The organism is Citrobacter sp. B72, assembly GCF_016894305.1.
GTDB classification, from domain to species: domain Bacteria; phylum Pseudomonadota; class Gammaproteobacteria; order Enterobacterales; family Enterobacteriaceae; genus Citrobacter; species Citrobacter portucalensis.
The window spans coordinates 3,480,752-3,506,016 of record NZ_CP069801.1; the positions used below are offsets into that span (position 1 = coordinate 3,480,752).

Sequence of the window (25,265 nt, forward strand, 5' to 3'; positions counted from 1 at the left end):
GCTCAGGTACTGGCGCGTGAAATATAGCGCCAGTCCATCATCACCCTTTCCGTCTGCGCGTCAGGATTTTCTATTTTATTCAGCAATAATCCTACCGCTTTGCGGCCTATATCCCGTGAGGGCTGCTCAATGGTCGAAAGCTGTGGAGAAACCATTTCTGCCAGTTCCGTACCGTCGAAACCAACAACGGCGATATCCTGCGGGATCTGTAATCCGGCATCGAAAATTGCGCGCATCGCACCAGCGGCTAGCGTGTCCGATACGGCAAACACCGCGTCGGGTTTCACCTCTGCGGCAAGTAGTGTTTTCATCGCCGCAATTCCTGCACTGGAACTTAATTCACTGGCATATTCCACAGCCTGATATTCAAGCGACAGCGCATGCAGCGCCGCTTTATAGCCGCGTTCGCGCAAACGAGCATATTTATAACTCAGGTCATGATTGATTAAGGCAATTCGTCGGTAGCCCTTATCCACCAGGTGAGATATCACCGACTGTGCGGCGTCAACATCGTTAATACCCACGCAGGAAACCGCGCCTTTGTCAGCATATTCCGCGCACTGAACCCAGGGCGCATCGCCAATCAGCGTAGTCAGTTCCGGTAATTTTGAGAATGCATCCATGGTGATAATGCCATCAACAATTTTCCCCGACAGGAGCTTCAACGCCGATTTTGAGCGGGCTGTATCCGAGCCGGAGTTACACAGCAAAATGCGATAGCCATTCTTCTCCGCCTCCTCTTCAATGCCTTTAACAACCTCTGCACAAAAAGGGTTGGCAATGTTGGAAACCATCACCAGAATCATCGAACTACGTGCCGTACGCAGCTGACGCGCCAGCAGGTTGGGCTGATAATTGCTTTCTTTAATAGCCTGTAGCACGCGCTCGCGATTTTTGGCTTTGACGGTATCACTGTGATTCAGCACACGCGATACCGTCGCCACCGACACACCGGCAAGCTGGGCGATTTTTTGAATAGACATAACGACGACACATCCTGCGGTTTACGCTTTGCGTTGAGGCTACCATAAAATCGCCGACTGGCGAACCGGATGCGTGTTTAGCGCTGTACTGATATCCAACGCTGCTGCTGATGGCTTTTTATAATTGCATCAATAATATACATCACATCCGCACCATCAGAAAAAGACGCAAATCGACGCTCCGCCGCCGCGGGCATTTTGCCTGCCAACACAGCCTGATAAAACTGCTGCATCATATTCTTGAACGCATCCGGCCAGCCCTCAATATGCCCACCCGGAAAGTGCGCACTGGCAGCTACATCAGCATTCATCAATCCTGGGTCGTCCGTCAGGATCTGGTTCGCCTGCTGACGGTGCCCGACCCAAAGCTGTTGCGGCGTTTCCTGATCCCAGTGCAGTGAACAGTGGCTACCGTTAATTTCAAAGCTCAGGTGATTCTTGCGCCCGGCACTCACCTGCGAAACGCTAAAGCAGCCTTTGCTGCCATCATCAAAACGTACCAGCACCGATCCACGATCTTCCGTCGTAACCGCTTTATCCTCAAATTGCACATCAGCCGTTTGCTGGCCAAACGTGGCGTTACTGGCAATGCTGGCTTTACGAACCGGCCAGACGATAGCCAAATCGGCCATCACCTCGACAATACGTTTTCCAGTCACGAATTGCACCGTATCACACCAGTGCGAACCGATATCCGCTACCGCCCGTGAATCGCCGCCCTGTGCGGCGTCGACCCGCCAGTTGTAGTCAGTCTCCAGCAGCATCCAGTCCTGCAGATAGCTCCCCTGTACGGCAAACAGATTGCCCACGCTGCCGCTTCTGACCATACTGGCCGCCTGCTGCACCATTGCAAACTGGCGATAGACAAAGCTCACGCCGTGCACCACTCCAGCCTGCTGTGCCAGCGTTTCCAGTTCACGAGCCTCATCCGGCGTCATACACAGCGGCTTTTCTGAAAACACGTGCAGACCCGCGCGTAAAATCTGCCGATTGATGTCGGCATGCAGATGATTCGGCGTACAGTTATGCACTACCTGCAGTCCGGGATGCGCCAGCAGCGCTTCAACGCTGCCGTACGCATGAGGAATATGAAGAGCATCTGCGCGTTCCTGGGCAACCGCCAGCGAGCTATCACAGAGCGCCACCACGTTCACACCGCCGAGTCGACGCAACGCCTCAATATGTGCAGGCCCAATAAATCCGCTGCCAATAATGCCAACCTGTATCATTTGCGTACCTCATCGCCAGCGGCGAAATCATCAAATGCACGTGCAGAAACCGGAATAATATGGCGCCGTATAAAATCACTCCCCTCACGCGCCCCGGTTTGCGCGTCTTTCAAGCAACACTCCCATTCCAGCACCGCCCAGCCAGGGAAATCATATTGTGTGAGCTTGCTGAAGATCGTTTTGAAATCGACCTGCCCGTCCCCCAAAGAACGGAAGCGCCCGGCGCGATCGAGCCACGGCTGATAACCGCCATAGACACCGCTGCGGCTACTGGCATGGTACTCAGCGTCCTTGACGTGGAACGCTTTAATACGCGAGTGATAGACATCGATAAACCCAAGATAATCCATCTGCTGCAATAACAGATGGCTCGGGTCATAGAGAATGTTGCAGCGAGGATGATTATCAACCAGCGCAAGAAAACGCTCGAACGTCACGCCATCGTGCAGATCTTCGCCGGGATGGATCTCAAAGCAAACATCCACCCCATGGTGATCAAAGCGATCGAGAATCGGTCTCCAGCGGCGCGCCAGCTCCAGAAAAGCCTCTTCAAAGCGCTGACGATTATGCGGTGGCCACGGATAAAAGAAAGGCCAGGCAAGCGAACCTGAAAACGTGGCATGTGCCATCAGCCCCAGTCTTTGCGAAGCCGCAGCGGCCTGGTGTAAGGTTTCGATCGCCCACGCCTGTCTGGCCTGCGGATTAGCGCGTACAGACGGCGGAGCAAATCCGTCAAAAGCGTCATCGTAAGCCGGATGGACGGCAACCAGTTGACCTTCAAGATGGGTAGATAATTCGCTAATCACTAACCCATATCCGGCCAGCATCCCGCGAATATCATCACAATAGGCCTGACTTACAGCAGCTTGTTCGACATCAAACAGCGACTTGTGATTACACGGGATTTGTAATGCCTTATAGCCCAGCTCCGCCGCCCATTTTGCCACGCCTTCCAGAGTGTTAAATGGCGGGCGATCCCCGATAAATTGCGCCAGAAAAATGCCAGGCCCCTTGATGGTTTTCATAACCCCTCCTGAAAATTACGCCTGCTCTTTGTCGTCATACTTGAAAGAGAAAAGGAAAATCAGGGCAATCACTGCGGCAGCGACTGCCGGGATCCACCAGAATGTGGTCCACGCCTGAGGCACTGTTTGCCCCGCCACCAGCCGGTTGTAAAGTGCGCCTGAAATTTGCGAGCCCAGCAGCATACCGATCCCATAGGTAAACATGACGATCATGCTTTGCGCCTGACCTTTTACTTTTTCCCCGGCGATACGATCGGTGTAAATAAAGCCGACCACGAAGAAGAAGTCGTAGCACACGCCGTGCAGCAGAATGCCGAGATACAGCAGGAATCGCCCCTCTTCGCTGATGCCGAGGGCAAAAAATGCGTAGCGCACAAACCAGGCGCACATCCCGATTAACAGCATGTATTTCACGCCCAAACGTCTGAACAGGAACGGGATCACCAGCATGAAGAATATTTCAGACATCTGACCAAACGACATCGCCGTACTGACGTCGCCGACGCCCGCATCAGCAAGAAACGACGCGGTATACGCGTAATAGGTTCCCAACGGTACAGAGATAAGCGTCGCGCAGAGTGAGAAGACAAAAAAGTGACGGACCTTGAGTAAGGCAAAAGCATCCGCACAAAACAGATCACGAACTTTCACCGGCAGTCCTTTCGCCGGTGCAGGCGTGTTGGGCAGCGTCAGGCTGTAGAGCGCCAGAATCACAGAGATAATCGCCGCCAGCGTAAAGATGCCGGTGGTGTCCGAAATTCCGGTTACACCGATAAAGATCCCCGCGACAATCCAGCCAATGGTGCCAAACACCCGCACCACCGGGAAGGTTTTGTCCTTATCCGACAGGCTATGAAAAGCAATATTGTTGGTAAGCGCCAGCGTTGGCATGTAGCACAACGTGTAGCCAAACAGCAGACCAATCAACAGTGCACCGTTTTGCGCCACCAATGCCTGCGGAACAAACCACAGGATTGCCGCGCCAGCAAGGTGCATCACCGCCATCACCTTTTGCGAGGCAAAAAAGCGGTCTACCAGCATCCCTAAGACGAATGGCGACAGAATAGAGGCAATGGGCCCGGCTGAGAACGCATCGCCAATCAACAGCGACATGTTGTGCTGGCTCATCACCAGCCCCAGCGTGACGGACCAACTTCCCCAGATAAAGAACTGTAAGAACATCATTAGCGACAGCCGGGGGACCAGCAGCCGGTACTGTACGCTCTGTTTTCCACTACTTTCGGTTGTTGACACCATTTTTTGCCCCACCCTTAAAAAGTAATCGATTACAAATTAGATTCAATAGAAAAGTAATCGATTACAAAATAAAGATCCTGTCAGCAGCAGCAAAATTGCGAGAACGGTCACGATAAACGTTGAGTGAGGATCCGATCCCACCCTGACGATGGGATCGGTAATAACAAGATCGGTAGAAACTTAGCGGGACTTACGACGCAGCAGTTTGAAGGCAACAAACAGGAACAGGATCCACACTGGCAGCAGGATAGCTGACAGGCGCATCTCATCCATCGTACACATCAGCACCAGAATCATGCCAAGGAAAGCAATACACAGGTAGTTCCCTGCCGGATACAGCAGCGCTTTAAACTGCGTGTCACGTCCCTTACGACGCATCGCCGCCCGGAATCGCAGATGTGCCAGGCAAATCATAATCCAGTTCAGCAGCAGCGTTGCCACCACCAGCGCCATCAGCAGGCTAAAGGCCTTTTGCGGCAGTACATAGTTGATGAGTACCACCAGCGACGTAATAGCACCGGAAAGGATCAGTGAGTTCACCGGTACGCCGCGACGGCTGACGCGGGTTAAGAACTTCGGCGCGTTACCCTGAACCGAGAGACCAAATAGCATACGGCTGTTAGAGTAGACGCCACTGTTATACACCGACAGCGAAGCCACCAGGATGACAAAGTTCAGCGCAGAAGCCACTACGTTGCTGTCGAGATTATGGAAAATCATTACGAACGGGCTGCTGTTGGATTTCACTTCCACCCACGGGTACAGCGCCAACAGCACCACCAGAGAACCGATATAAAACAGCAGAATACGGTACACCACCTGGTTTACCGCCTTTGGAATGCTTTTCTGTGGATCCTGCGCTTCCGCGGCAGTAATCCCGATAAGCTCCAGCCCGCCAAAGGAGAACATAATCACTGCCAGCGACAGAATTAATCCGTTCCAGCCGGTAGCAAAAAAGCCGTTGTAACGCCACAAGTTATCGATGCTTGCATGTTCCCCGCCGTTACCGGAAAACAGCATCCACACGCCAAAACCAATCATGCCGATAATGGCCAGTACTTTAATCAGCGCAAACCAGAATTCCGTTTCGCCATACAGACGTACGTTGACCAGATTGACGGCGTTGATGATCACGAAGAATGCCGCGGCCCAAATCCAGGTTGGAACATCGGGCAACCAGTACTGCATGTAGATCCCTGCCGCTGTCAGTTCAGCCATGCCGACCAGCACAAACATCACCCAGTAGTTCCAGCCGGACAGAAAACCCGCGAACGGTCCCCAGTATTTATAGGCAAAATGGGCAAACGATCCGGAAACGGGTTCTTCGACCACCATTTCGCCCAGTTGACGCATAATCAAAAAAGCGATGATCCCGGCAACGCCGTAACCCAGTAACACCGCAGGTCCCGCCATTTGAATAGCCGGGCCAATGCCCAAAAACAGGCCGGTACCAATTGCGCCGCCCAGCGCAATTAACTGAATATGGCGGTTTTGCAACCCTCGTTGAAGCGTCGGCTCGTTCGTCGACGCGGCATCAGACACGCTGGTGTCAGATGCAGTTGACGCGTTTTTCACGCCCTTCCCCTGTGTGGTTTTTATTGAAGGGGCTTCTTTTAACATTTCAACCTGGTTGTCGCAAGGCGCAATCGATTGGATACGCCGGGCTTCCTTGCCCAACGCACCGAGGCTCGGGAGAAAAACAATAGAAAGAAGGCGAGCTGTTATTGTTTATTCAGGTCAATACGTACCACGTTATCTGGCGCAGACGTAGAGTGGTCTTTATTAAATTTCTGTTTCACGGTGACAAACAGGGTTTGCCCATCCGCCGAGAGCAGCAAGCTGTTAGGGTTAGGTGGTAAATCCCAGCTTTTCTTCACGCTGTAATCGGTCGCATTCAGGCTGAGCAATTTCCCTGAATCACGCTGGGTAATATAGATTTCGTTGCGTTTTGCGTTAAATTTCACCGCCAGCGAATCACCCACATCCAATTTTTTCAGCAGCTTACCGGTATGGATATCCAGCACCAGGGTAGTCTTCGCTTTCGAGTTGTCGGTGACAAACAGGCGACCCGTTTGTGCGTCCTCCGCCATATTCAGCAACAGCGCAGGTTGTTCCCCCAGCGGTTGCCAGCGTTTTTCTACGCGCTGATTACGCGGGTTGATAACAAGAATTTCACCGCCGCCGTTAGCTGCATAAATTCGCTGCGTCACTTCTGAATAATGCAGTCCGGTCATCCATTTACCCGTATTTTTAATGCGGGTTTTTTGTTTCAGGGTTTCAGCGTCAACCACCCAAATCACCGCCGGATCCGCCACGGCACCAATATAGAGCAAACCGTTATGCAGCAGCACCTGCCGCGCACCATACGGGAAACCTTCTGGGTTACGTTCCGGGAACAGTACGCGATTTTTCACTTTGCCGTCAGCGGTATTCAGCGCGCTCAGGCCACCATCCAATGAGTTGGTGACATACACCGTTTTACCGTCCGGCGAGATAGCCATACCAAAGTTTTTCATATCGGTATGACTCAAGCCGAGCGTTTTAAGCGTTTTTGGATCCAGCTTGTAAACCACGCCGCCCTGCACATCTTTAAATCCTTCGGCGCTGGCAACGTACAACGCATCCCCTGCCGGGCTAAGCGCCATTTCATATAACCCATCCGCCAGCGCGCGTTGTTGCACATCACTGACGGCAGGTTGCGCTGTTTTTTCCGTAACGCTGGCGTTGCTGGCTGGCGTGGTATGCGCCGCACAACCGCTTAACGCCGCAGCAATCAGCAATGCCAGCGCGGATGTTGTTTTTTTCATTGTCGGGATCCTTACCAGAAGTAATACAGGGAGTTAATAACAAAAGAGAATGAGAACTATACGCATTATCTTTACTGAATCAAGAATAATTACCCGAGAGTAAAAAACATGAAACAGAGGTTTGAAGATGCAGACAGGTGCGCGCGACTTCCGGTTTTTCATAATTACAGTGAATTATTCTGGACGAAAAGGCATCGCAGGCCACAGAATGCGCTTTACTGTTTTTCTAACATTTTCAAACGGGTGAACCTGTTGTACTTCAGCCACTCGTTTTTTAGCCAAGCCAGGCAATGACTGTCATGAATAAGATCATCAAACGACTGGAAATCGTCAAAAGCGCTATTGAACTGGAAGATGAGGAGATTATTTTCCAGCAGGTGGCGCATCTTAAAAATGAGCCTTTGTCAGTCGTACCTGGCACCATTGTGCAGGCGATCGAAGAACGACGCTTTGGTGATGCCCTGCGGGAAATCTCAGCCTGGCTGCAATCTCAACGGGCAGTCTCTACGTGGCAGGATCCCGCCATTGCCGCCAGTAAGCTGGAACTCAAAGCACTCGAAACACAGTTGCGTGACCTGATCGATAAGCGTAACACGCGCATTCAAATCCTCGATGATTTCAACGATCTGTATCACCTTCGTCTTGGACCGCTGATGAGCCGCATTCTCGAACTGCGTAAACAGCTCGCCGCCAGTGCCCAGCGCAAACAGGAAGCGGAGCGAAAACGCCGGGAAAAAGACTATCAATCCTGTCAGCACTATATTTCCCAGGCTGTTGATCAACTAGCCAGGCTCAAGCAGCACTGGATGAACCAGAATTCAGATTCGCGCGAATCGGTGGAAACACGCCAACGTATTCAGCAGCAAACTGAACTGATTACCGCCCTGCTGGCGGAGATTCGTGAGCTGGAAAACGACTTTTCTCGCCAGGACGACAGCGCAACCCGTCAGGCACAGGAAGAGGCCAGCCATGAATATGATGAATATCAGGAGCAGCAGCAGGATGCACAGCATCGTTTTAGCCGTGACCAGCGGCTTTCCTCTGATGAACGTAATGAGTTAAAACGCCTGTGGCGTCAGGCAAGCCGTCTTTGCCACCCGGACGTGGTAGCCGATGATCTGAAAGAGAAAGCGCATCAGATGATGGTGCAGCTTAACCAGGCGCGCCAAAATGCCGATCTTGCCACCGTCCGGGCGCTACTGACTCAATTGCAAAGCGGCCTCGAACCGATGATGGCCAGTGACCGATTGAACGATTTGCAGCATTTACGCAGCAAAATACAGCAGCTCAGAGAACAAATTAACGCGCTGCTCAAAGAGATTATCGAACTGGAAGCCGAAAACGCCTGGCGGCTTGCCACCTCCGTGACAGATAAAGAAGCCTACTTCTCCGATCAACAACGGGCTCTTACGGAAATCCGCAATACACTGGAACAGCAGGTACATCAGGTTGAACAGGAACTGTTGGCGGGCTAAGCCCTATCAGCAATAGCAATCAGAAAAAATAACCTCTTCAAGTGAGTTTTTAAAATTAAGCACAAAAAGCTAAAAATAGGATAATTCCCTAAAAACCTCACAACGCTAAGAATTATCAACCTGGATACTCGAGTTTCAGGTCGATAACTGCAAATTTAGCGATATTTCTCTCTTCCCCTCGACGCCCCTTCTCTTTGTCCTGGTCTTGATTAAGAATTCTCCTACCCACCAGTAAGCCCATTAAGAAAAACGTATATCCATCTGAAATATAATGTTTTTCATGTAAATTCCCTCCAAAACAGAGGTGATGCTGCCAACTTACTGATTTAGTGTATGATGGTGTTTTTGAGGTGCTCCAGTGGCTTCTGTTTCTATCAGCTGTCCCTCCTGTTCAGCTACTGACGGGGTGGTGCGTAACGGCAAAAGCACCGCCGGACATCAGCGCTATCTCTGCTCTCACTGCCGTAAAACATGGCAACTGCAGTTCACTTACACCGCTTCTCAACCCGGTACGCACCAGAAAATCATTGATATGGCCATGAATGGCGTTGGATGCCGGGCAACCGCCCGCATTATGGGCGTTGGCCTCAACACGATTTTCCGCCATTTAAAAAACTCAGGCCGCAGTCGGTAACCTCGCGCATACAGCCGGGCAGTGACGTCATCGTCTGCGCGGAAATGGACGAACAGTGGGGATACGTCGGGGCTAAATCGCGCCAGCGCTGGCTGTTTTACGCGTATGACAGGCTCCGGAAGACGGTTGTTGCGCACGTATTCGGTGAACGCACTATGGCGACGCTGGGGCGTCTTATGAGCCTGCTGTCACCCTTTGACGTGGTGATATGGATGACGGATGGCTGGCCGCTGTATGAATCCCGCCTGAAGGGAAAGCTGCACGTAATCAGCAAGCGATATACGCAGCGAATTGAGCGGCATAACCTGAATCTGAGGCAGCACCTGGCACGGCTGGGACGGAAGTCGCTGTCGTTCTCAAAATCGGTGGAGCTGCATGACAAAGTCATCGGGCATTATCTGAACATAAAACACTATCAATAAGTTGGAGTCATTACCCGTTGGGGATTATACGGGTATCCACGACTACGGGTTCTTATATAAAGATATCACTGCTGGTCAGGCGCTCAATATCAGCGGCGCGATCCCAACGATCGGTCCGGGTCAAAGTGGCGTTGTTGAATCAACGACCATCAGAGAACTGCTGCAAACAAACAAAATCACTCTTAAGGCCACCAGCCCTGACCAGAGCGTAAAAACGATTACTACCGCTGAAGAACTGGCGGAATACCTGACGTACAATCGGTCGTCGACGCCTTCACAGAGCACAGAATTTGATATTAACGACCCGGCGTTCCCTGGCGAACCTACAACTATTAAAGTATTTGACACCAATGAGTTAAGTAATTTTCTTACTGAATCCCAGATTGGCGATTCGGTATTAAACACCTACGATCCAACATTGTCTAAAATCTATAAACAATTTGGCATCGCGCTGGCGACAAATGGCTCCATAGCCAATCTGGATATTGGCAACGACACGCTCAATGTCCGGGACAAAGCCAATACCATTGAGTTACTGGCCAAAGACTCCTCCTTGCTTGAGGCTCAGGACGCAGGTAGTCAGGTTAACTGGCAATCCGATAACTATATAAAATTTAACGCCGCCCCAGTTATCCCTGAAAAAACATTCGCCGGTTCAGCGCAAACCTCCGTGTTTGGCGATGAGTTTTCGTTCATGACGTATGGCTATAACGAGGATGGTGAAGTCGTTCAGACCGGTGAACGCAAGTTTACCATTACCAGTACGCAGGATCTGGCCGATTTCAACGACTGGTTGTTGGGCTACAGTAGCGACGCAGCAGAAAACCCTGAAGGGCAAAAGGTCAGCCAACTGCAGCTGTGGTTGGATGCAAATGTTGTCACTACCTCCACCGCAGCACAAACGAAGTACGCCGAGCTGATTGATAGCTTGATCAACTCCAGCAAATATTCAGACATGCTCACCTGGGATTACGACGTCTGGACCGACGGCTTGTCGCATAGCAATAACGCGACTGCTGGCCGCGGTGAGCTGCATGCCATTTACGCCAACGGTGCAGGCACCTCCGGCACCCTGAACAAAGATGCGATTATTGCCGTTGACGGCAGTATTAACGGTGTCATGAAATCCCTTAATGGCGGGGTTATCACTAACCTTGGCGAGCTGAACGCATTACGCACGTCTACCGGGCAGAGTCTGGCGATTGGCATGCTGGCAAAAGACGCAACGGCAACCAACAACGGGATCATCAACTCCGGGCTGTTTATCGACAAAGACGGCAACCAAAACGTCAACAGCTATGGCGCATTTGGCATGCAGGGGCAAGGCGCCAGCCAGATAGCAAACAACGGCACCATTAACCAGGCGATCACCACCGATAACTTTGGTACCGCGTCGGCAGCCGATCCCTGGAGTAAGGATGAGCCAGATTCTTCGCTGACGCTGGCTATTGGTATGCAATTGTCTGACGATGCGCAAGGGGTCAACAACGGTGATATCAACGTCGTGGACGGGCGCAAAAACGGTGCATCCTTTGCCAAAGGCACCGCTTATGGCGTAGAAGTCGCCGGGAATGCCACTTTCACTAACGCTCAGGATGCCTCAATTTATCTTGGTCGCGACGCAAGCGATCCGTCTAAAGATGTCACGATGGCTGGCGGCTCTAGTCTGAGCGCCGGGATCATGACCAAGAGTGCCAAAGAGGTGATTAACAACGGTCTGATCACGCTGGGAACCGGGATACGCAACGCCGCGGGGATTCTGGTCGGGAATGCTACAGGCAACGTTCTCAATACCGGCAATATCGTGATCAATGGAGGTTCTGACGGGGGCAGCAGTAAAAACTACGGCATCTCCGTACGCGACAGCGGCGCGGAAAATAATCAGGAAATCCGCAACGACGGCAAGATTAACGTAAATGGCACCAACAACGTGGGGATCCACGTTAGCGCCAATAACAAAAATGCCGAAGTCACCACCAGCGCTGCGGGCTCTATCGTGGTGGACGGAGAAGGTGGCGTCGGTAACCGTAACTACGCTATTTGGGCTGAAGGTGGCAGCAGCGGCCAGGCAGTGGTCAACGTTTACTCCAACATTACGCTGGATAAATCCGGTAACATCGGTGTGCACGTACGTGATAACGCCATCGCTAACGTTGACAGTCTGAGTAGCCCGACATTCAACAACACCGATCAGATTGGTTATTACCTGTATGGTAAAGGCGCTACCGCCAATATTGGTCAGGCGGTGATGAATGACAATGGTCAGGATCGCACCACCATTTTCCGTATCGCCAATGGCGCATTGCTGGCCGGTAACACGACTAACCCGAAAGATCAGTCCAGTTCCAACCTTGATCTTACCCTCAACGGTAAGAATTCCGTGGGCGTTCTCGCCACCGGCGCTGGCAGTAGCGTAGATACTGGTGAAGCAACGTTTGCCGTTAAGGGCAGCGACTCAGCGGCACTGGTAATCGAAGGCGGCGCGAAAGGGACCATCAGTGATAAAACCACCATCAATTTAACCGGCGAAAGAACCATTGCCGGGGTTGTGGATGGTCAGGCTCACCAGTTGAATGGCCGCACGCAGGGTGATCCTACTAGCACCACCCTCACCTCGAACGCGAAGATTACCTCTGAAGCTAGCGGCAATGAGGTTATCGCCTATGTGGCGAGGAATCAGGGCAACCTGATCCTGGATACCAACTCGCTTATTGATCTGGCCAGCGTCGACAGCATCGGTGTTGATGTTCAACAAGGCGGGAGCTTAACCAATAACTCTTCCAGCGCTCTGCATGTCAGCAACGGCATCGGTGTTAGAGCTTCAGGTGCCAGCGCACAGATCAATACACTGGGCAAAGTTCAGGTTGATAATGGTACTGCCGGGGTTCTGCTCACCCAAGGAGCCAGCCTGCTAATTAACGGTATTTCTGGCGACAGTATTACTACCGATGGCACCGCTGACGGTATTCGTCTGGCCGAAGGCGCTGGCGCTCTGTCCGCGCAAAATGTGGAGATCAGTGCAAAGGGTGACGGTGCAGGCATTCAAAACGATGCTAACAATAACAATATCCTGTTACGAAACGTTACCATAAACTCCAACGATGGCGCAGGCATCCGCACCAGCGTGGCGTTGACCATGACCGATAAAGACAGCGCTGGAAATATCCTCAACGTCAACGGGAAAGGTACCGGCTTCGCTTTTGAACAACGCGACGGCGGCTCGGTGACGGGCGATCTGACCATCGGAAAAGGCTACACCATTGAGGTACTGAACAGCGAAGGCAGCGGTATCCGCGCTAATACCAACGGTAATGTCACCACCAATGCCGACATTAACGTGCATAACGACGCAGGCGGTTCGGCGATCATCGCGAAAAACGTCAGCGCCTTGACCAACAGCGGCAAGATTATCTCTGCCAGCACCACCTCACCGGTAATTGACGCCAGCGGCGACAGCAGTAAAACCATTACCAACACGGGAACCCTGCAGGCCATCAACGACACGGCCGTGGCCATTCAGTCCGGCAAAGGCAATGACACCATTGATATCAGCGGCGGTGTAACCAGCGGCGTAATCAATACCGGCGAAGGTGCGGACATCTTTAACTGGCGTAGTGGCTCCTATGCGGGTGAAGTGAATTTCGCCGGTACTGGCGGTAACAATAAAGCCAACATCGGCAATGTGACGCTGGATAAAACACGCCACATCACTACTGAAGCTGGTAGCGGCAACGCCCTCACCTTCACCGATACAAAAGGTGCGAAGATTGGTACGCTGGCGAGCGACAATCTGACCACTGGCACCAACATCGGCACCGGCTGGGATTCGCTGACCATCAGCGGCTCAAACGCGGATGTCCGCGTCGTAGAAAACCTGACACTGGCAAGCAAAACCATTGCCGTAAACAATGGCGCAACCCTGAGCACCGGCGACCACGTCGAGCCGACCAGTACTGCAGCAAGCATTGGCGATTACAATGTTACGACCCAGGGCACAGGCAGCCGGGTTATCTTCGATACCCAGGGTGATGCTTCAGCGGCGCAAATTTATCGCGGTATCATCAGCGGTGACGGGAAGTTCGAACGTGCGGCGGGCGGTACCACGATCTTCACCGCTAACAATACCTACACCGGCTCTACCACTATCGCTCAAACCGGTACGCTGCAGTTGGGTGACGGCGGAAATACAGGCGAAGTCAGCGCCGTGTCAGACATTATCGACAACGGCATATTGGCGATTAATCGCGCCAACACCGTGCTGCTCAACGGCGTGATCTCCGGTATTGGCGCGCTACAGCAAATCGGCGGCGGCATTACCCGTCTGAACGGCAACAACACCTATACCGGCGACACCACCGTTACCAACGGCACGCTGCTGGTGAATGGCGATCAAAGCGCGGCGCGCGGTGCCACCACCGTTAGCGGCACGTCCACACTTGGCGGTAATGGCACTATCGGCGGCAACGTGCTGATGAACGATTCCACGACCCTCAGCGCCGGTGACGGTGGTGCGGGTACGTTATCCATTAACGGTAATCTGCAGCTTGGTAGCAAAACGACTTCCGCTTTCGAGCTGGGTCAGGCCTATACGCCAGGCGGCGCGCTAAACGATCTGATTAACGTCGCGGGCGATCTGCAACTGGACGGGACTCTGGATGTCACCACTTCACAGGGCGGTAACTTCGGACCGGGCGTGTACCGTATCTATAACTACGGCGGCACGCTGGATAACCAGACGCTGGAATTAGGCGCAATACCGGACAGTCAGGATAAGAGCAATATTTTTGTCCAGACCTCCATCGACAAACAGGTCAACCTGGTGAACGCCAACGGCGTTACCCTGCAGTTCTGGGACGGCGCAACCGTCAATCAGAGCCACGGCGCGTCGGGCATTGAAGGCGACAGCAAAATTGACGGTGGCGATGGCAAATGGATGGCAATCGGCAACCAGGGTGATAACAACTGGACCACCGCAACCGGTGAAGGTAACGCCCCTTGGGCACAGAAGTCCTTCGCCGTCTTCACCACCAAAGGCGGTACAGTTACCGTGGACAACGCCGCGGGAGAAGTTAACTTCTCCGGGGCACAGTTTGATGCCGATGGCTATGTCGTTAAAGGCGATGCGCTTAACGCGTATGCCACCACGGAAAACGCGACCCACGCAGGCCAGACGCCGGGAACTGGCGAACTGCTGCTGCGCGTTGGCGCCGGTGGCGCGGGGCAAAACTATACCGCGACCATTGAGTCTGTTATCCGCGAAGCCAGTACTGCTGATAAGCTGACGCTGGTGAAAACCGACCTTGGCCGTCTGATCCTCAGCGGTGACAACGAGTATCGCGGCGGCACGCGCATTGATGGCGGCACGTTGCAGATCTCCTCCGACAGCAATCTCGGCCAGAGCGGAACTGACCTGGCAATCAATAACGGTTCAACGCTGCAACTGGGCGCGGACCTGACCAGCAATCGCACCATCGAGCTGGGAGCGAATGAGAACGCAGCGGTGTTCGATCTCAATTCGCATCACTTCACGCCAACTGGTGAGATTACCGGCGACGGTAAACTGAAAGTCACCAGCAGCTCTAGCGATGCGGGCAGCACCTTGTCGCTCGACCGCGCAAACAGCTACAAAGGCGACACAGAAATTGCCGGTACCGGAAACGCCAACAATGTGACGGTCAACGTCAGCAAAACCGGAGCCTTTGGCAGTAACGAAAGCAGCACAGTGAACGTCAATAAGGGCGCGACGCTCAATGTCAGCGGGACAGATACCAGCCTGAAATCCCTGACCATGAACATCGCCGACAGCCTGTTAACGCTGGCAGATAACGTCACCGCAGCGAGCGCAATGCTGAACCTGACGGGCACGGCGAAAGCGGTGTTAACCAACAACGCCACCGCGGGCAACGCGACGGTTAACGTGTCAAAAGACAGTACTCTGGCGCTGGAAGAAGACGCCAGCGGCGGCAATGCCACCGTGAACAACAGCGGGCTGATGACCTTTGCTGACCTGGCGATGGCAGAAAATACCGTCGTTAAAAACCTGGCGGGCGGTAAGGTCGATATCAGCGCAGTCGACAGCGCAACATCGATCGGCTCGTTGTCCGGCGCGGGTAATGTCGAACTGGGCAATAAAGAGCTGTCGCTGGGTAATCTGCATCTTGATGACACCATCAGCGGCATTATCAGCGGCAACGACGGCAGCCTGGTGAAAATCGGTGACGGCACGTTAACGCTGACCGGCGACAACACATACACCGGCACCACGGACGTCAATGAAGGCGTACTGCTGGTCAACGGTAATCAGTCTGCGGCTACCGGCCAGGTGACAGTGAAATCCGGGGCAACGCTCGGCGGTAACGGGATTATTGGCGGCGCGGTTGATGTACTGGACGACGCTCATATTACCGCGGGTGCAGCTATCAACAGCGTGGGTAAACTGACTACCGGTTCGCTGACGCTCAGTGATAACGCACAGCTGGATTATCAGTTTGGTCAGGCTTACACCCCGGGCGGTGCTTTCAACGACTTGATTGACGTTAATGGCGATCTGACGCTCGACGGTAAGCTCAACATTGAAACCTCACCGGGCGGCAGCTTTGATGTCGGCGTCTATCGCGTCATCAACTACACCGGCACATTGACCAACAATGTGATGGATATTGCTAACGCGCCGGAAGCGGCTGACAGCCTGTACGTGCAGACATCGGTGAAAAATCAGGTCAACCTGGTCAACCACGCAGGACTAACGCTGCGCTTCTGGGACGGCACCGGTGGTGAAAATGGCGAGCTGAAAAACAACGGCGTCATCAACGGCGGCGACGGTATCTGGCAATCCAGCCAGGGTAACGACAACTGGACGACCGATGAATCAACGCCGGAAGGCGCGCTGAACGCACCGTTTACCGATGCCGCGTTTGCCGTCTTCCAGGGTGAAGCAGGCAACGTGACCGTCGATAACAGCAAAGGCGACGTCATCATCAGCGGTGCGCAGTTCGCCACCGATGGTTATCGCGTGGGCGGCGAAGCCATTACCACCGATACGGCCAACACCCTGATTCGCGTTGGCGATGGCACAGTAGACGGCGCCAACTACACCGCGACTATCGACAGCGTGATCCGCGGTACCGGCGGCCTGAATAAAGGCGATCTCGGTACCCTCATCCTCACGGGCGACAACACCTACAGCGGCGGAACGACCATCACCTCCGGGACGCTGCAGGTAGCGGGCGATACCAACCTGGGTGCGGCAGATACGGGAATTACCTTTAATGGCGGTACGCTGAAGTATGGCGAAGCGTTTGATACTGCCCGTCAGGTGACGCTGGAATCCGGCGGCGGGACATTCGACACCAACGGGCATGACGTTTCTCTGCTAACGGAAGTCGAAGGTAATGGTCAACTGACCAAAACCGGTAAAGGTTCCCTCACCCTGACGCTGGATAACACCTACACCGGTGGCACCACCATCGAACAAGGCGTTTTACAGCTGGGTAACGGCGGCGATATCGGCAGCATTCAGGGGGATGTCGTTGATAACGGCGTACTCAACGTCAATCGTGGCGATACCCTGGCGCTGACCGGCAATATCAGTGGTAAAGGCCAGTTGCATCAGACCGGTAGCGGCATTACCGAGCTGCAAGGTGAAAACAGCTACAGCGGCGCGACGTTGATCGCCAACGGCGTGTTACAAGCGGGTAATGCCAACACCCTGAGTAGCGCATCGCACCACTATGTGGTCGCAGACACCACGTTGAATACGCAGGGTTACAACCAAACGGTAGCAGGCCTGAGCAACGGCGGCGATGTCTCGCTCATCGGTCAGCAGACTGGCACAACCTTAACCGTCAAAGGGGATTACACCGGCGAAAAAGGGACTATCAACATGGCGGCTATCCAGAATGGTAGCGGCGCAGGCATTGCCGACCGTCTGATTATCGATGGCGGTAAAGCCAGCGGTAGCACGCTGCTGGATGTCGATGGTTCTGGTCTCGGCGCGCCGACCATTGGGGATGGTATCGAAGTGGTGACAGCGCTCAATGGCGCAACCACCACCGCACAAACGTCGCGGGATGCCTTCCATCTTGCCGCCGATCGTATGGCTGCAGGTGCGTTTGAGTACCAACTGCATGCGGGTAACGCTCAGGGCCAGGGTGAAAACTGGTATCTGAGAAGTGAATACCGTCCAGAAACCATGCTGTATTCTGGCCTCGCCAGCGTCGTACGTCAGGGTGATCTTAGCCTGTTGGGTAACATGCACCAACGTATGGGTGACGAGGTTAAACCGGGCATTGATGAAGACAATCGCGCCTGGGCAAGAATGATTGGCTACTCCGGTAAAACCAAACTGGATGATGCGGCCGGTACGCAAACCAGCTCCCATACCATGGGCATTCAGGTCGGCGTTGATATGTATGCTAACGAAAGCTGGAAAGCCGGGATGTATACCAGCATCCTTGATATCGACAGCAACGTGAAAGGCACGAAGACAGGCAGCGATGGCAAAGGCGGTAACATCGACGACAACGCATTTTACGTCGGCGGCTATGCTACCTGGTTCTCGGGTGACGGTATGTATGTTGATAACGTCCTGCAGTACGGTAACCATAAATCCCGCCTGGAGGCGACCGGGAACAACGGCTCGTATACGGTCAGAGGCAACACGCTGACGGCGTCGACAGAGGTGGGTAAATCGTTCCGTTTAGGTGCCAGCGTATGGAGTCTGGAACCTCAGGCTCAGTTGATCTACCAGTACAGCGACTTTGATAACAGCACGCTGGATGGTGTGACCCCAACGAAAGTGAAAATGGATACTGCGGATTCCTTTACCGCGCGTCTGGGCGTGCGTCTGGTCGCTGACTATGACACCAACCATGGCAAATTCCAGCCGTACGGCAGGGTAAACGTCTGGCAGGGTCTGGGTTCAAAAGACAAAACGCACTTTAGCAATGCGGTAGCCACCACCACGCTGGAATCTTCACAGCAGTACTCCAGCACTGAAGTTGCAGCCGGCCTGTCATGGTCCATCGACAGAAACCTGCAGGTCTACGGTGAGCTGGGTACGCAATTCAGCAACGGCGGCAGTAAATCGCAGGTAGAAGCGCCGGTCAATGCCTCTATCGGGTTTAAGAAATCGTTCTAAGCTGACATAAACTCACCAGCCCCCTGTTCTGCAGGGGGCTTTTTTTTGCCGTTCAAAGTCGCCTGATGCGCTACGCTTATCAGGCCTACAGACTTAACAGCAACGCGGAACAACCAAGGGGTTGGGAAACGTGAAAAGGAGGGATTAACGATTATATTGTGCTAAGAGTGAAGGGATCTCTTCTGCCAGCACCGGGGGAGAAATGAAAAAGCCTTGAATTTTGTCACAACCAATCTGCATCAACCGCTCCAGCTGGGACTGGGTTTCCACCCCTTCGGCAAGAACTTCAATGCCAAAATTATGCGCCAGTGAAATAATACCCTCAACAATCTTTGTTGATCGGGTGTCGGGCTCAATACCAGTGACAAATTCCTTATCAATCTTTAAGGTGTCAAAAGGATATTTCAACAGGTAATTAAGATTAGCATGGCCAGTTCCAAAATCATCAAGTGCAAGCTTGACCCCTATCGCCTTTAATTCTGTCATATTTTTAGCCGCAATCTGGCTGTCACACAGCGGTGACGTTTCCGTGACCTCTATTTGGCATCGATGGACCGGCAGTCCGGAAGTGGCAAGATTTTGTCTGACGCGTTGGGGTAACAGAGGATCGCAGAATTCAAGCGCGGAAATATTGACGGATAATACAATGGGGTCAGGCCAGGAAGTTGCAACATCCCACGGAGAGTGAGTAACCATATCTTCAATGGAAATAATATTGCCGCTATCTTCCAGTAAGGTAATAAAAACATCGGGAGAGATCATTCCCATCTGAGGACTATTCCAACGCATTAATGCTTCAAATCCGCTTATACGCTGGGCATGCAAATTGAAAATAGGCTGATAAACCATATAAAGTTGACTGGTATTCAAAGCCTTTTCAAGCGCAGTTAGCACCTCATTGGGATTAAACATTCCCCTCTCCCTCTACAAATCATAAAATTAAAAACCAGTCAAAATCACTCCCAAATTGTATCTACTATTAGGTGTATTACATCAGAAAAGAATGGTCAGGTTAGGGTAAAAAAGACATAGGATGGGTAAATCTGACAATTAACTTATTTAAATCAGAGGTATTGGTCAGGCCAAGCTTGACGACGACTCTCATCTTATGTGCCTGAATCGTTTTATAGTTCAGGCTAACTAACTCAGAAATTTCTTTGGCTGTATAACCACTTACCAGTAAGTTCAGGATCTGCTGTTCTCTTTCGGTTAATCTCTTCTGCGAACGATACAGTCGGGGGTTCCATTTCCCGACTGATAATGTTGCCAATTGACCAAAATCACGCAGTGAAGATTTTTCAGTCAAAACTATTGTTTTTTCGACATATAATAACTCTACGCATAATTTCGCCACCAAACTATCAGCAACAATCACCACGACGTTATTATAAAATTTGAATCGGTTTTTATTCAAAAACTGAACAATGTCTGAACACGCTTGTTCATTATCAATGATATTAAAAACCATGGTTTGATGCTGGCATAATGATGACTGATGCAACATATCCTCAAACTGGAATGTTTGTATCGGTACATGTTTGCTGGTCAGGTAGGCAAACATACCATTGCCCACAAAATTATCACTGCCACACATCAACATCCTGTTCACCGTTCCTTATAAGCTTCTAATCTTGTTACTCATTAAAAATTTAATAATGATTTTCTCGACTTCAGTCTCTTCACGACGATTTTTAAAGTCGAACTCACATGAGATCTGATGACAGGAATACAACTGGTTATCCTCATCAAATTCATTGATCGGGACGACATCGATCACTTTTAAGTCCAGTTGTAAACTGCCAAAGGTATCGAAATCCAGAGATGCATTTTTAATCACCGCATCTTTATAAAGAAAACGGGCGTTTACATCTTTAACGATTAACGCACAACCACCCTGCGAGATATTTTTAATCTTGAGAGAGTAGTTTTCTCCATTTTTGTAACGACCAAAACAGAAAAAGTCATAACCCTTCAGGAATGAAAAACGCTGATTTTGTCTCTGCTGGGCAAAGAAAATCATATCCGGGATGAAGTAGGATAATCCTGCTTCCGCACCTGCTGACGAGGTTTGTTCGAACCTGGCAGTAAACTTTACAATCCCGCTTTCACTGTGCAGGATAAAGTATTGGACCTTTTCAGGAACAATGTCTCCGTGTCCGGAGATGACAAACCGTTCGAAATCAATCTTCTCTAACTGCGTGATAACGCTACTGTCTCCACACAGGATTTCCAGTTTCGTTTTCTTATGAAGCTCTTCACGAAGGATAGCGATGATTTCAAACTTGTCTTCCTTTGCTAAGCCAAAGCTCATTCTAAAACCCTTATTTCCATATTTAAGATATGTCCCGCCTTTGGTTACTCACAAAACGCGAGATCAGCATCCACCCCTGGTGCTTAATTACCATAGTGGATTCCATGTCAAACAGTTGGTTAAAAATTAAGTTTTTAACTATCTTTAGTCAGTTATTGATACGTAAAAACATTTAATCAGGATTAATTCTAGCTCAAGCCAGGCCTAAAACCACGCGAACTTGCGTACTGGCTATAACAAAAGCGAATAACAAAATTTTTTAAAATGAGGTTTTGAGATAACGAATAGCAAGAATTGTACAGAAAAAAATAAAGCTATCATGATGGAGGGGCTAAGCAACATGCGGGTTGGCGTGCTATCGCGGGGGATAAGAGAAGATGTTTACTGCACTCTATCATTAACTAAAAATATAGCTCTGACTCGTTATGCTTCTAAATTGAATAATTGCAATTTATATATGCTTAATAAATTTACCTTAAGTCAGAAAAAAAGCCAGCATCCTGCTGGCCCGGTAAGTACCGAATCGAACTATAGTGGCTTGCTATCTTACAGAGGGCACAACGTTAAAAATTCAATATCGCTGCTTAATTATTGATCGGGATGAATCTGTGATGATCATCACTGCTCCCGCCAACATTAACGTGTCTTTCAACACCAACCGTCCGGCGCCTGACAAGTACGGAAATCCGTGGTGTAAATCACCCAGCGGCATTACCCATGCTTCCGGCGTGGTTATTAAAAATGATAAGGTAACAATTGGTGTGGCAAATGCCAGAACGCCGCCAATTAATCCCAACCAACGGCTAACAGGATTAGCCAGCACCAGCAAAGCGATAAGAACTTCGACTACGCCCAGGCCATTTGAGAACGTATACGTGTTATTCGCCGTCTGCCATTCACGAGCCTGCGGTTTGAATTCACCTTCGTGGGTTAAATGTTGTTTGTATTCTTCTGGATGCTCATAAAAAAATGACATTACCGGACTATTGGCGACAAACGGCGTAATGCTGTCGGCTTCGTAAGGTACAAATTTTAATAAACCAATCCAGATAAAAACAATCGCGATACTCAGGCGAATCAAGGTTAATCCAACTCTATCGCCTTTGCCCAATATACGAAGATACTTTTCCATCCCGGCTCTCCTCACTTATACAAAATTGCCGTTGCGTGAGTGCTGCTATCAATGCGCATTGAGGTAATTTTCCAGGAAGTCGCATTCTTTTCCTGCGCCAGTTTCGCAATGGCATCTTCCATCACGGAAGGAGAGCCAGACACGGCTGATACGCTAACGTGGGCAACCTCTGTTTGCGCTAACGCGGAAAATGTCACCGGAGCAGTCAGTAACGCAGTCATTAGTAACGTAGACTTAAACATGTTCATTTCTATTTCCATTAACGAGTTATTTCAGTGGGAATATAATAAAACATGTCACTTTATTTTATTTCATCCGTAACGCCAGAATAACTGTCAATTAGTATCAGGAGTATAAAAAACAAATAAAAAAAAGCCCCACACGGGTGGGGCAAATATGCAGACTACGTTATTATCATTTTATGAGAGAAAAGAGATCGTTTAATGATTCGCTCATACTTGGATGGGTAAATATCTGGTCACGCAATGTGGTATAAGGTAACCCCGCGTCCATAACCGTCTTGATGATATTAATCATTTCATGAGAATCCACGCACAGCAGCGACACGCCTAATATTTGTTTCGTTTCACTATCCACCACCGCTTTAAGAACACCACGCGTATCATTCATCACCCGCGCTCGCGGGATAGCCGCTACCGGCAACGTCACGACTTGCACCGCCGCACCGCTGGCGCGAGCCTGTTCTTCAGTCATTCCGACGCGGGAAAGCGGCGGCGTCATAAAGACGGAATACGGTACGTTTTGGCGATCGCCCGTGTTACGTAACCCCTCGCCTAGCAGGTTGTCACGCACAATACGGAAGTCATCCAGCGAGATATAGGTAAATTGTAATCCACCAGTGACATCGCCCATTGCCCAAATATTGTCTGCCGATGTACGCAAATATTTATTCACAACAATGGCACCACGATCGTTTACATCCACACCCGCTTTCTGCAATTGCAGGTTTTCTGTCGCCGGTTTGCGACCTGATGCTACCAACAGCGCATCCACCGTCTGGGCACCCTCCGGCATGTGCAGCTGTACTGCACCATCATGAGAGGAGACCGACTGCACGTTGGCATTGAGGATCAACTCGACACCTTTGTCGCGTAAAATGTTGGCGATAGCGTCAGCAATATCCCGGTCCTCACGAGGCAAAAACTGCGGAGCTGCTTCATAAATAGTGACTTTGCTACCAAAGTTGGCAAACATCGATGCGAATTCAACGCCGATATACCCACCGCCCAAAATGCCCAGACGCTCTGGACGTTGCGTCAAATTCAACAGCCCGGTGCTGTCAAATACGCCAGGTGTCGTGGTTAATCCCTCAACGTTTGGAATCGTTGACTGGGCGCCAGTATTAATAAAGATTTTCTCGCCGCTCAGCTCAATCTCGCCTGTTGACTGCACGACTCGCACAGTATGGTTATCAACGAATTCAGCACGACCTTCAATCACATCCACGTTTTCCAGATCGGCAAGATTATGGAAATTTTTATCGCGCAGAAAACTGACAACAGAGGCCTTGCGTTGCATTGCTTCGGCAAACTCATGCTGAAGTTCAGCATCATGTACCAGGGTTTTGGTTGGGATACAGCCGATGTTGATGCATGTCCCGCCATACATGGTGTTTGACTGTTCAATAATCGCTACCCGCCAACCCGTTTTGGCCAGTGTTGCCGCCAGCGTTTTACCCGCTTTGCCAAATCCAATAATAATCGCCTGATACTGATTCATGCTGTCTCTCCGCCAAGTCACTGTTCGTTTAATGAAATGAAGTATAGGTCTAACTCTGCCAGAACAATGTATCCACAACTCGCAGATAACTGTCAGATCGTCTAAATTAGCCTTAAAGATGACTAACATTTCGAGAATGAATTATTACACTAACACTTTGAAGGTATTAATATAATAATAAAATAAAGAGATAATATCGTTTCAATAAACGACAACAAAAAATGCTCAGGAGTCTCCATGGATGCCCTTAGCCGATTACTGATGCTTAACGACCCACAAGGCTCGATCGATCAAAATTGCCTGCTGAGCAGGGACTGGCAACTGCCGCACGCAGCAGGTGAATTGTCCATTATCCGCTGGCATACGGTCACACAAGGGGCAGCCCAACTGGACATGCCCGATGGGACATCTTTTACTCTGCGGCCCGGTACTATCGTGATCCTGCCGCAAAACTCCGCACATCGGCTCTGCCAGTCTGGCGATGAACAAACACACATTGTTTGTGGCAGCCTTCGATTGCACGCTTCCTCACGCTATTTTTTAACTGCGTTACCGGAAGTATTGGTTCTGGCACCTGATGAAAATAGCCCTGTCAGCCATTGGCTCAAGGCCATGATTGCGTTGATGCAACAGGAATCCATGAGTACTCTGCCAGGTTCCAGTGTAGTCTGCAGTCAACAATGCGCCACACTGTTCGCCTTAGCCGTTCGCGAATGGTTAACCAAGGCGACCCCCGTTCAAAACGTGTTGAATCTACTGCTTCATCCCAAACTAGGGGCTGTCGTCTTCATGATGCTGGAGTCACCGGCGTTTGCCTGGACCGTCGAAGAATTGGCGAAACGTGCACATATGTCGCGGGCCAGCTTCGCGCAGCTATTTCGTGAAGTCTCAAACTCCACGCCGCTCGCAGTATTAACCACTTTACGCCTGCAATTCGCTGCCCAGATGCTGTCACGTGGGTCGCAGCCATTGGTTGTGGTGGCCGAGTCGGTAGGCTACGCCAGCGAATCGTCATTCCATAAAGTCTTTTTACGGGAATTTGGCTGCACGCCGGGTGAGTACCGCAAACGCGTGAAGGCACTGGAGGTATAACGCGGCGCCTGCTTCGGCA

The 25,265-nt window shown here is 51.2% G+C and carries 16 protein-coding genes; 4 read left to right on the plus strand and 12 right to left on the minus strand.

Annotation, left to right across the window (positions count from 1 at the left end; genetic code table 11):
• Positions 1 to 2: 2 nt before the first annotated feature.
• The 6 genes from JQN59_RS16695 to JQN59_RS16720 all read right to left on the minus strand — a co-directional run bounded on the left by JQN59_RS16695 (position 3) and on the right by JQN59_RS16720 (position 7,301).
• The gene (locus tag JQN59_RS16695) at positions 3 to 983 is read right to left on the minus strand and encodes a LacI family DNA-binding transcriptional regulator (RefSeq protein ID WP_003831159.1); all 981 of its coding nucleotides are present in this window, start codon (positions 981 to 983) and stop codon (positions 3 to 5) included.
• Positions 984 to 1,060: 77 nt separating this feature from the next.
• On the minus strand, positions 1,061 to 2,212 hold the full coding sequence (locus tag JQN59_RS16700; RefSeq protein WP_149607475.1) for a Gfo/Idh/MocA family protein: 1,152 nt from the start codon (positions 2,210 to 2,212) through the stop codon (positions 1,061 to 1,063).
• Complete coding sequence (locus JQN59_RS16705) at positions 2,209 to 3,237, minus strand: sugar phosphate isomerase/epimerase family protein (protein WP_149607476.1); 1,029 nt, start codon at positions 3,235 to 3,237, stop codon at positions 2,209 to 2,211. Before JQN59_RS16705 ends, JQN59_RS16700 begins: the two co-directional genes overlap by 4 nt.
• 15 nt (positions 3,238 to 3,252) lie before the next feature.
• Entirely contained in the window at positions 3,253 to 4,494 is a 1,242-nt protein-coding gene (locus JQN59_RS16710) for an MFS transporter (protein ID WP_032942623.1), read from the minus strand.
• 180 nt (positions 4,495 to 4,674) lie between these two features.
• Positions 4,675 to 6,069: a phenylalanine transporter gene (gene pheP, locus JQN59_RS16715; protein ID WP_008784036.1), complete on the minus strand. Its 1,395-nt coding sequence runs from the start codon at positions 6,067 to 6,069 to the stop codon at positions 4,675 to 4,677.
• 146 nt (positions 6,070 to 6,215) lie between these two features.
• Positions 6,216 to 7,301 (minus strand): YncE family protein, encoded by a 1,086-nt coding sequence (locus JQN59_RS16720; RefSeq protein ID WP_048214740.1) that lies wholly within the window; start codon positions 7,299 to 7,301, stop codon positions 6,216 to 6,218.
• Between the two features lie 299 nt (positions 7,302 to 7,600).
• Here JQN59_RS16720 and JQN59_RS16725 point away from each other — a divergent pair, with 299 nt between their 5' ends.
• The 3 genes from JQN59_RS16725 (at position 7,601) to JQN59_RS16735 (ending at position 18,971) form a co-directional block, all read left to right on the plus strand.
• Positions 7,601 to 8,776: a DnaJ family molecular chaperone gene (locus tag JQN59_RS16725; protein WP_149607477.1), complete on the plus strand. Its 1,176-nt coding sequence runs from the start codon at positions 7,601 to 7,603 to the stop codon at positions 8,774 to 8,776.
• A gap of 358 nt (positions 8,777 to 9,134) precedes the next feature.
• Positions 9,135 to 9,832 (plus strand): IS1-like element IS1B family transposase gene (locus tag JQN59_RS16730; protein ID WP_095033700.1). Its coding sequence is split into 2 segments (ribosomal slippage): positions 9,135 to 9,384 and positions 9,384 to 9,832, totalling 699 coding nucleotides; the frame shifts between segments, so codons are not numbered across the junction.
• A 694-nt stretch (positions 9,833 to 10,526) separates the two neighbouring features.
• A complete protein-coding gene (locus tag JQN59_RS16735; protein ID WP_149607823.1) occupies positions 10,527 to 18,971 on the plus strand; it encodes an autotransporter outer membrane beta-barrel domain-containing protein in 8,445 nt (2,814 codons plus the stop codon).
• Positions 18,972 to 19,115: 144 nt separating this feature from the next.
• Here JQN59_RS16735 and JQN59_RS16740 read toward each other — a convergent pair whose 3' ends face one another.
• The 6 genes from JQN59_RS16740 to rclA all read right to left on the minus strand — a co-directional run bounded on the left by JQN59_RS16740 (position 19,116) and on the right by rclA (position 24,154).
• Positions 19,116 to 19,883, minus strand: a complete 768-nt coding sequence (locus JQN59_RS16740) for a putative bifunctional diguanylate cyclase/phosphodiesterase (RefSeq protein WP_103015058.1) — start codon at positions 19,881 to 19,883, stop codon at positions 19,116 to 19,118.
• Between the two features lie 100 nt (positions 19,884 to 19,983).
• Complete coding sequence (locus JQN59_RS16745) at positions 19,984 to 20,565, minus strand: helix-turn-helix transcriptional regulator (RefSeq protein WP_188110104.1); 582 nt, start codon at positions 20,563 to 20,565, stop codon at positions 19,984 to 19,986.
• Between the two features lie 21 nt (positions 20,566 to 20,586).
• On the minus strand, positions 20,587 to 21,282 hold the full coding sequence (locus JQN59_RS16750) for a flagellar brake protein (RefSeq protein ID WP_103015057.1): 696 nt from the start codon (positions 21,280 to 21,282) through the stop codon (positions 20,587 to 20,589).
• A 571-nt stretch (positions 21,283 to 21,853) separates the two neighbouring features.
• Positions 21,854 to 22,414 (minus strand): reactive chlorine resistance membrane protein RclC, encoded by a 561-nt coding sequence (gene rclC, locus JQN59_RS16755; protein ID WP_149607753.1) that lies wholly within the window; start codon positions 22,412 to 22,414, stop codon positions 21,854 to 21,856.
• 11 nt (positions 22,415 to 22,425) lie between these two features.
• Positions 22,426 to 22,656 (minus strand): reactive chlorine resistance periplasmic protein RclB, encoded by a 231-nt coding sequence (rclB, locus tag JQN59_RS16760; RefSeq protein WP_048226462.1) that lies wholly within the window; start codon positions 22,654 to 22,656, stop codon positions 22,426 to 22,428.
• A 172-nt stretch (positions 22,657 to 22,828) separates the two neighbouring features.
• The gene (gene rclA, locus JQN59_RS16765) at positions 22,829 to 24,154 is read right to left on the minus strand and encodes a reactive chlorine resistance oxidoreductase RclA (RefSeq protein WP_149607754.1); all 1,326 of its coding nucleotides are present in this window, start codon (positions 24,152 to 24,154) and stop codon (positions 22,829 to 22,831) included.
• 237 nt (positions 24,155 to 24,391) lie between these two features.
• On the opposite strand from rclA, the gene rclR reads away from it, so the two are divergent.
• The gene (gene rclR / locus JQN59_RS16770) at positions 24,392 to 25,246 is read left to right on the plus strand and encodes a reactive chlorine-specific transcriptional regulator RclR (RefSeq protein ID WP_048214745.1); all 855 of its coding nucleotides are present in this window, start codon (positions 24,392 to 24,394) and stop codon (positions 25,244 to 25,246) included.
• Positions 25,247 to 25,265: the final 19 nt, after the last annotated feature.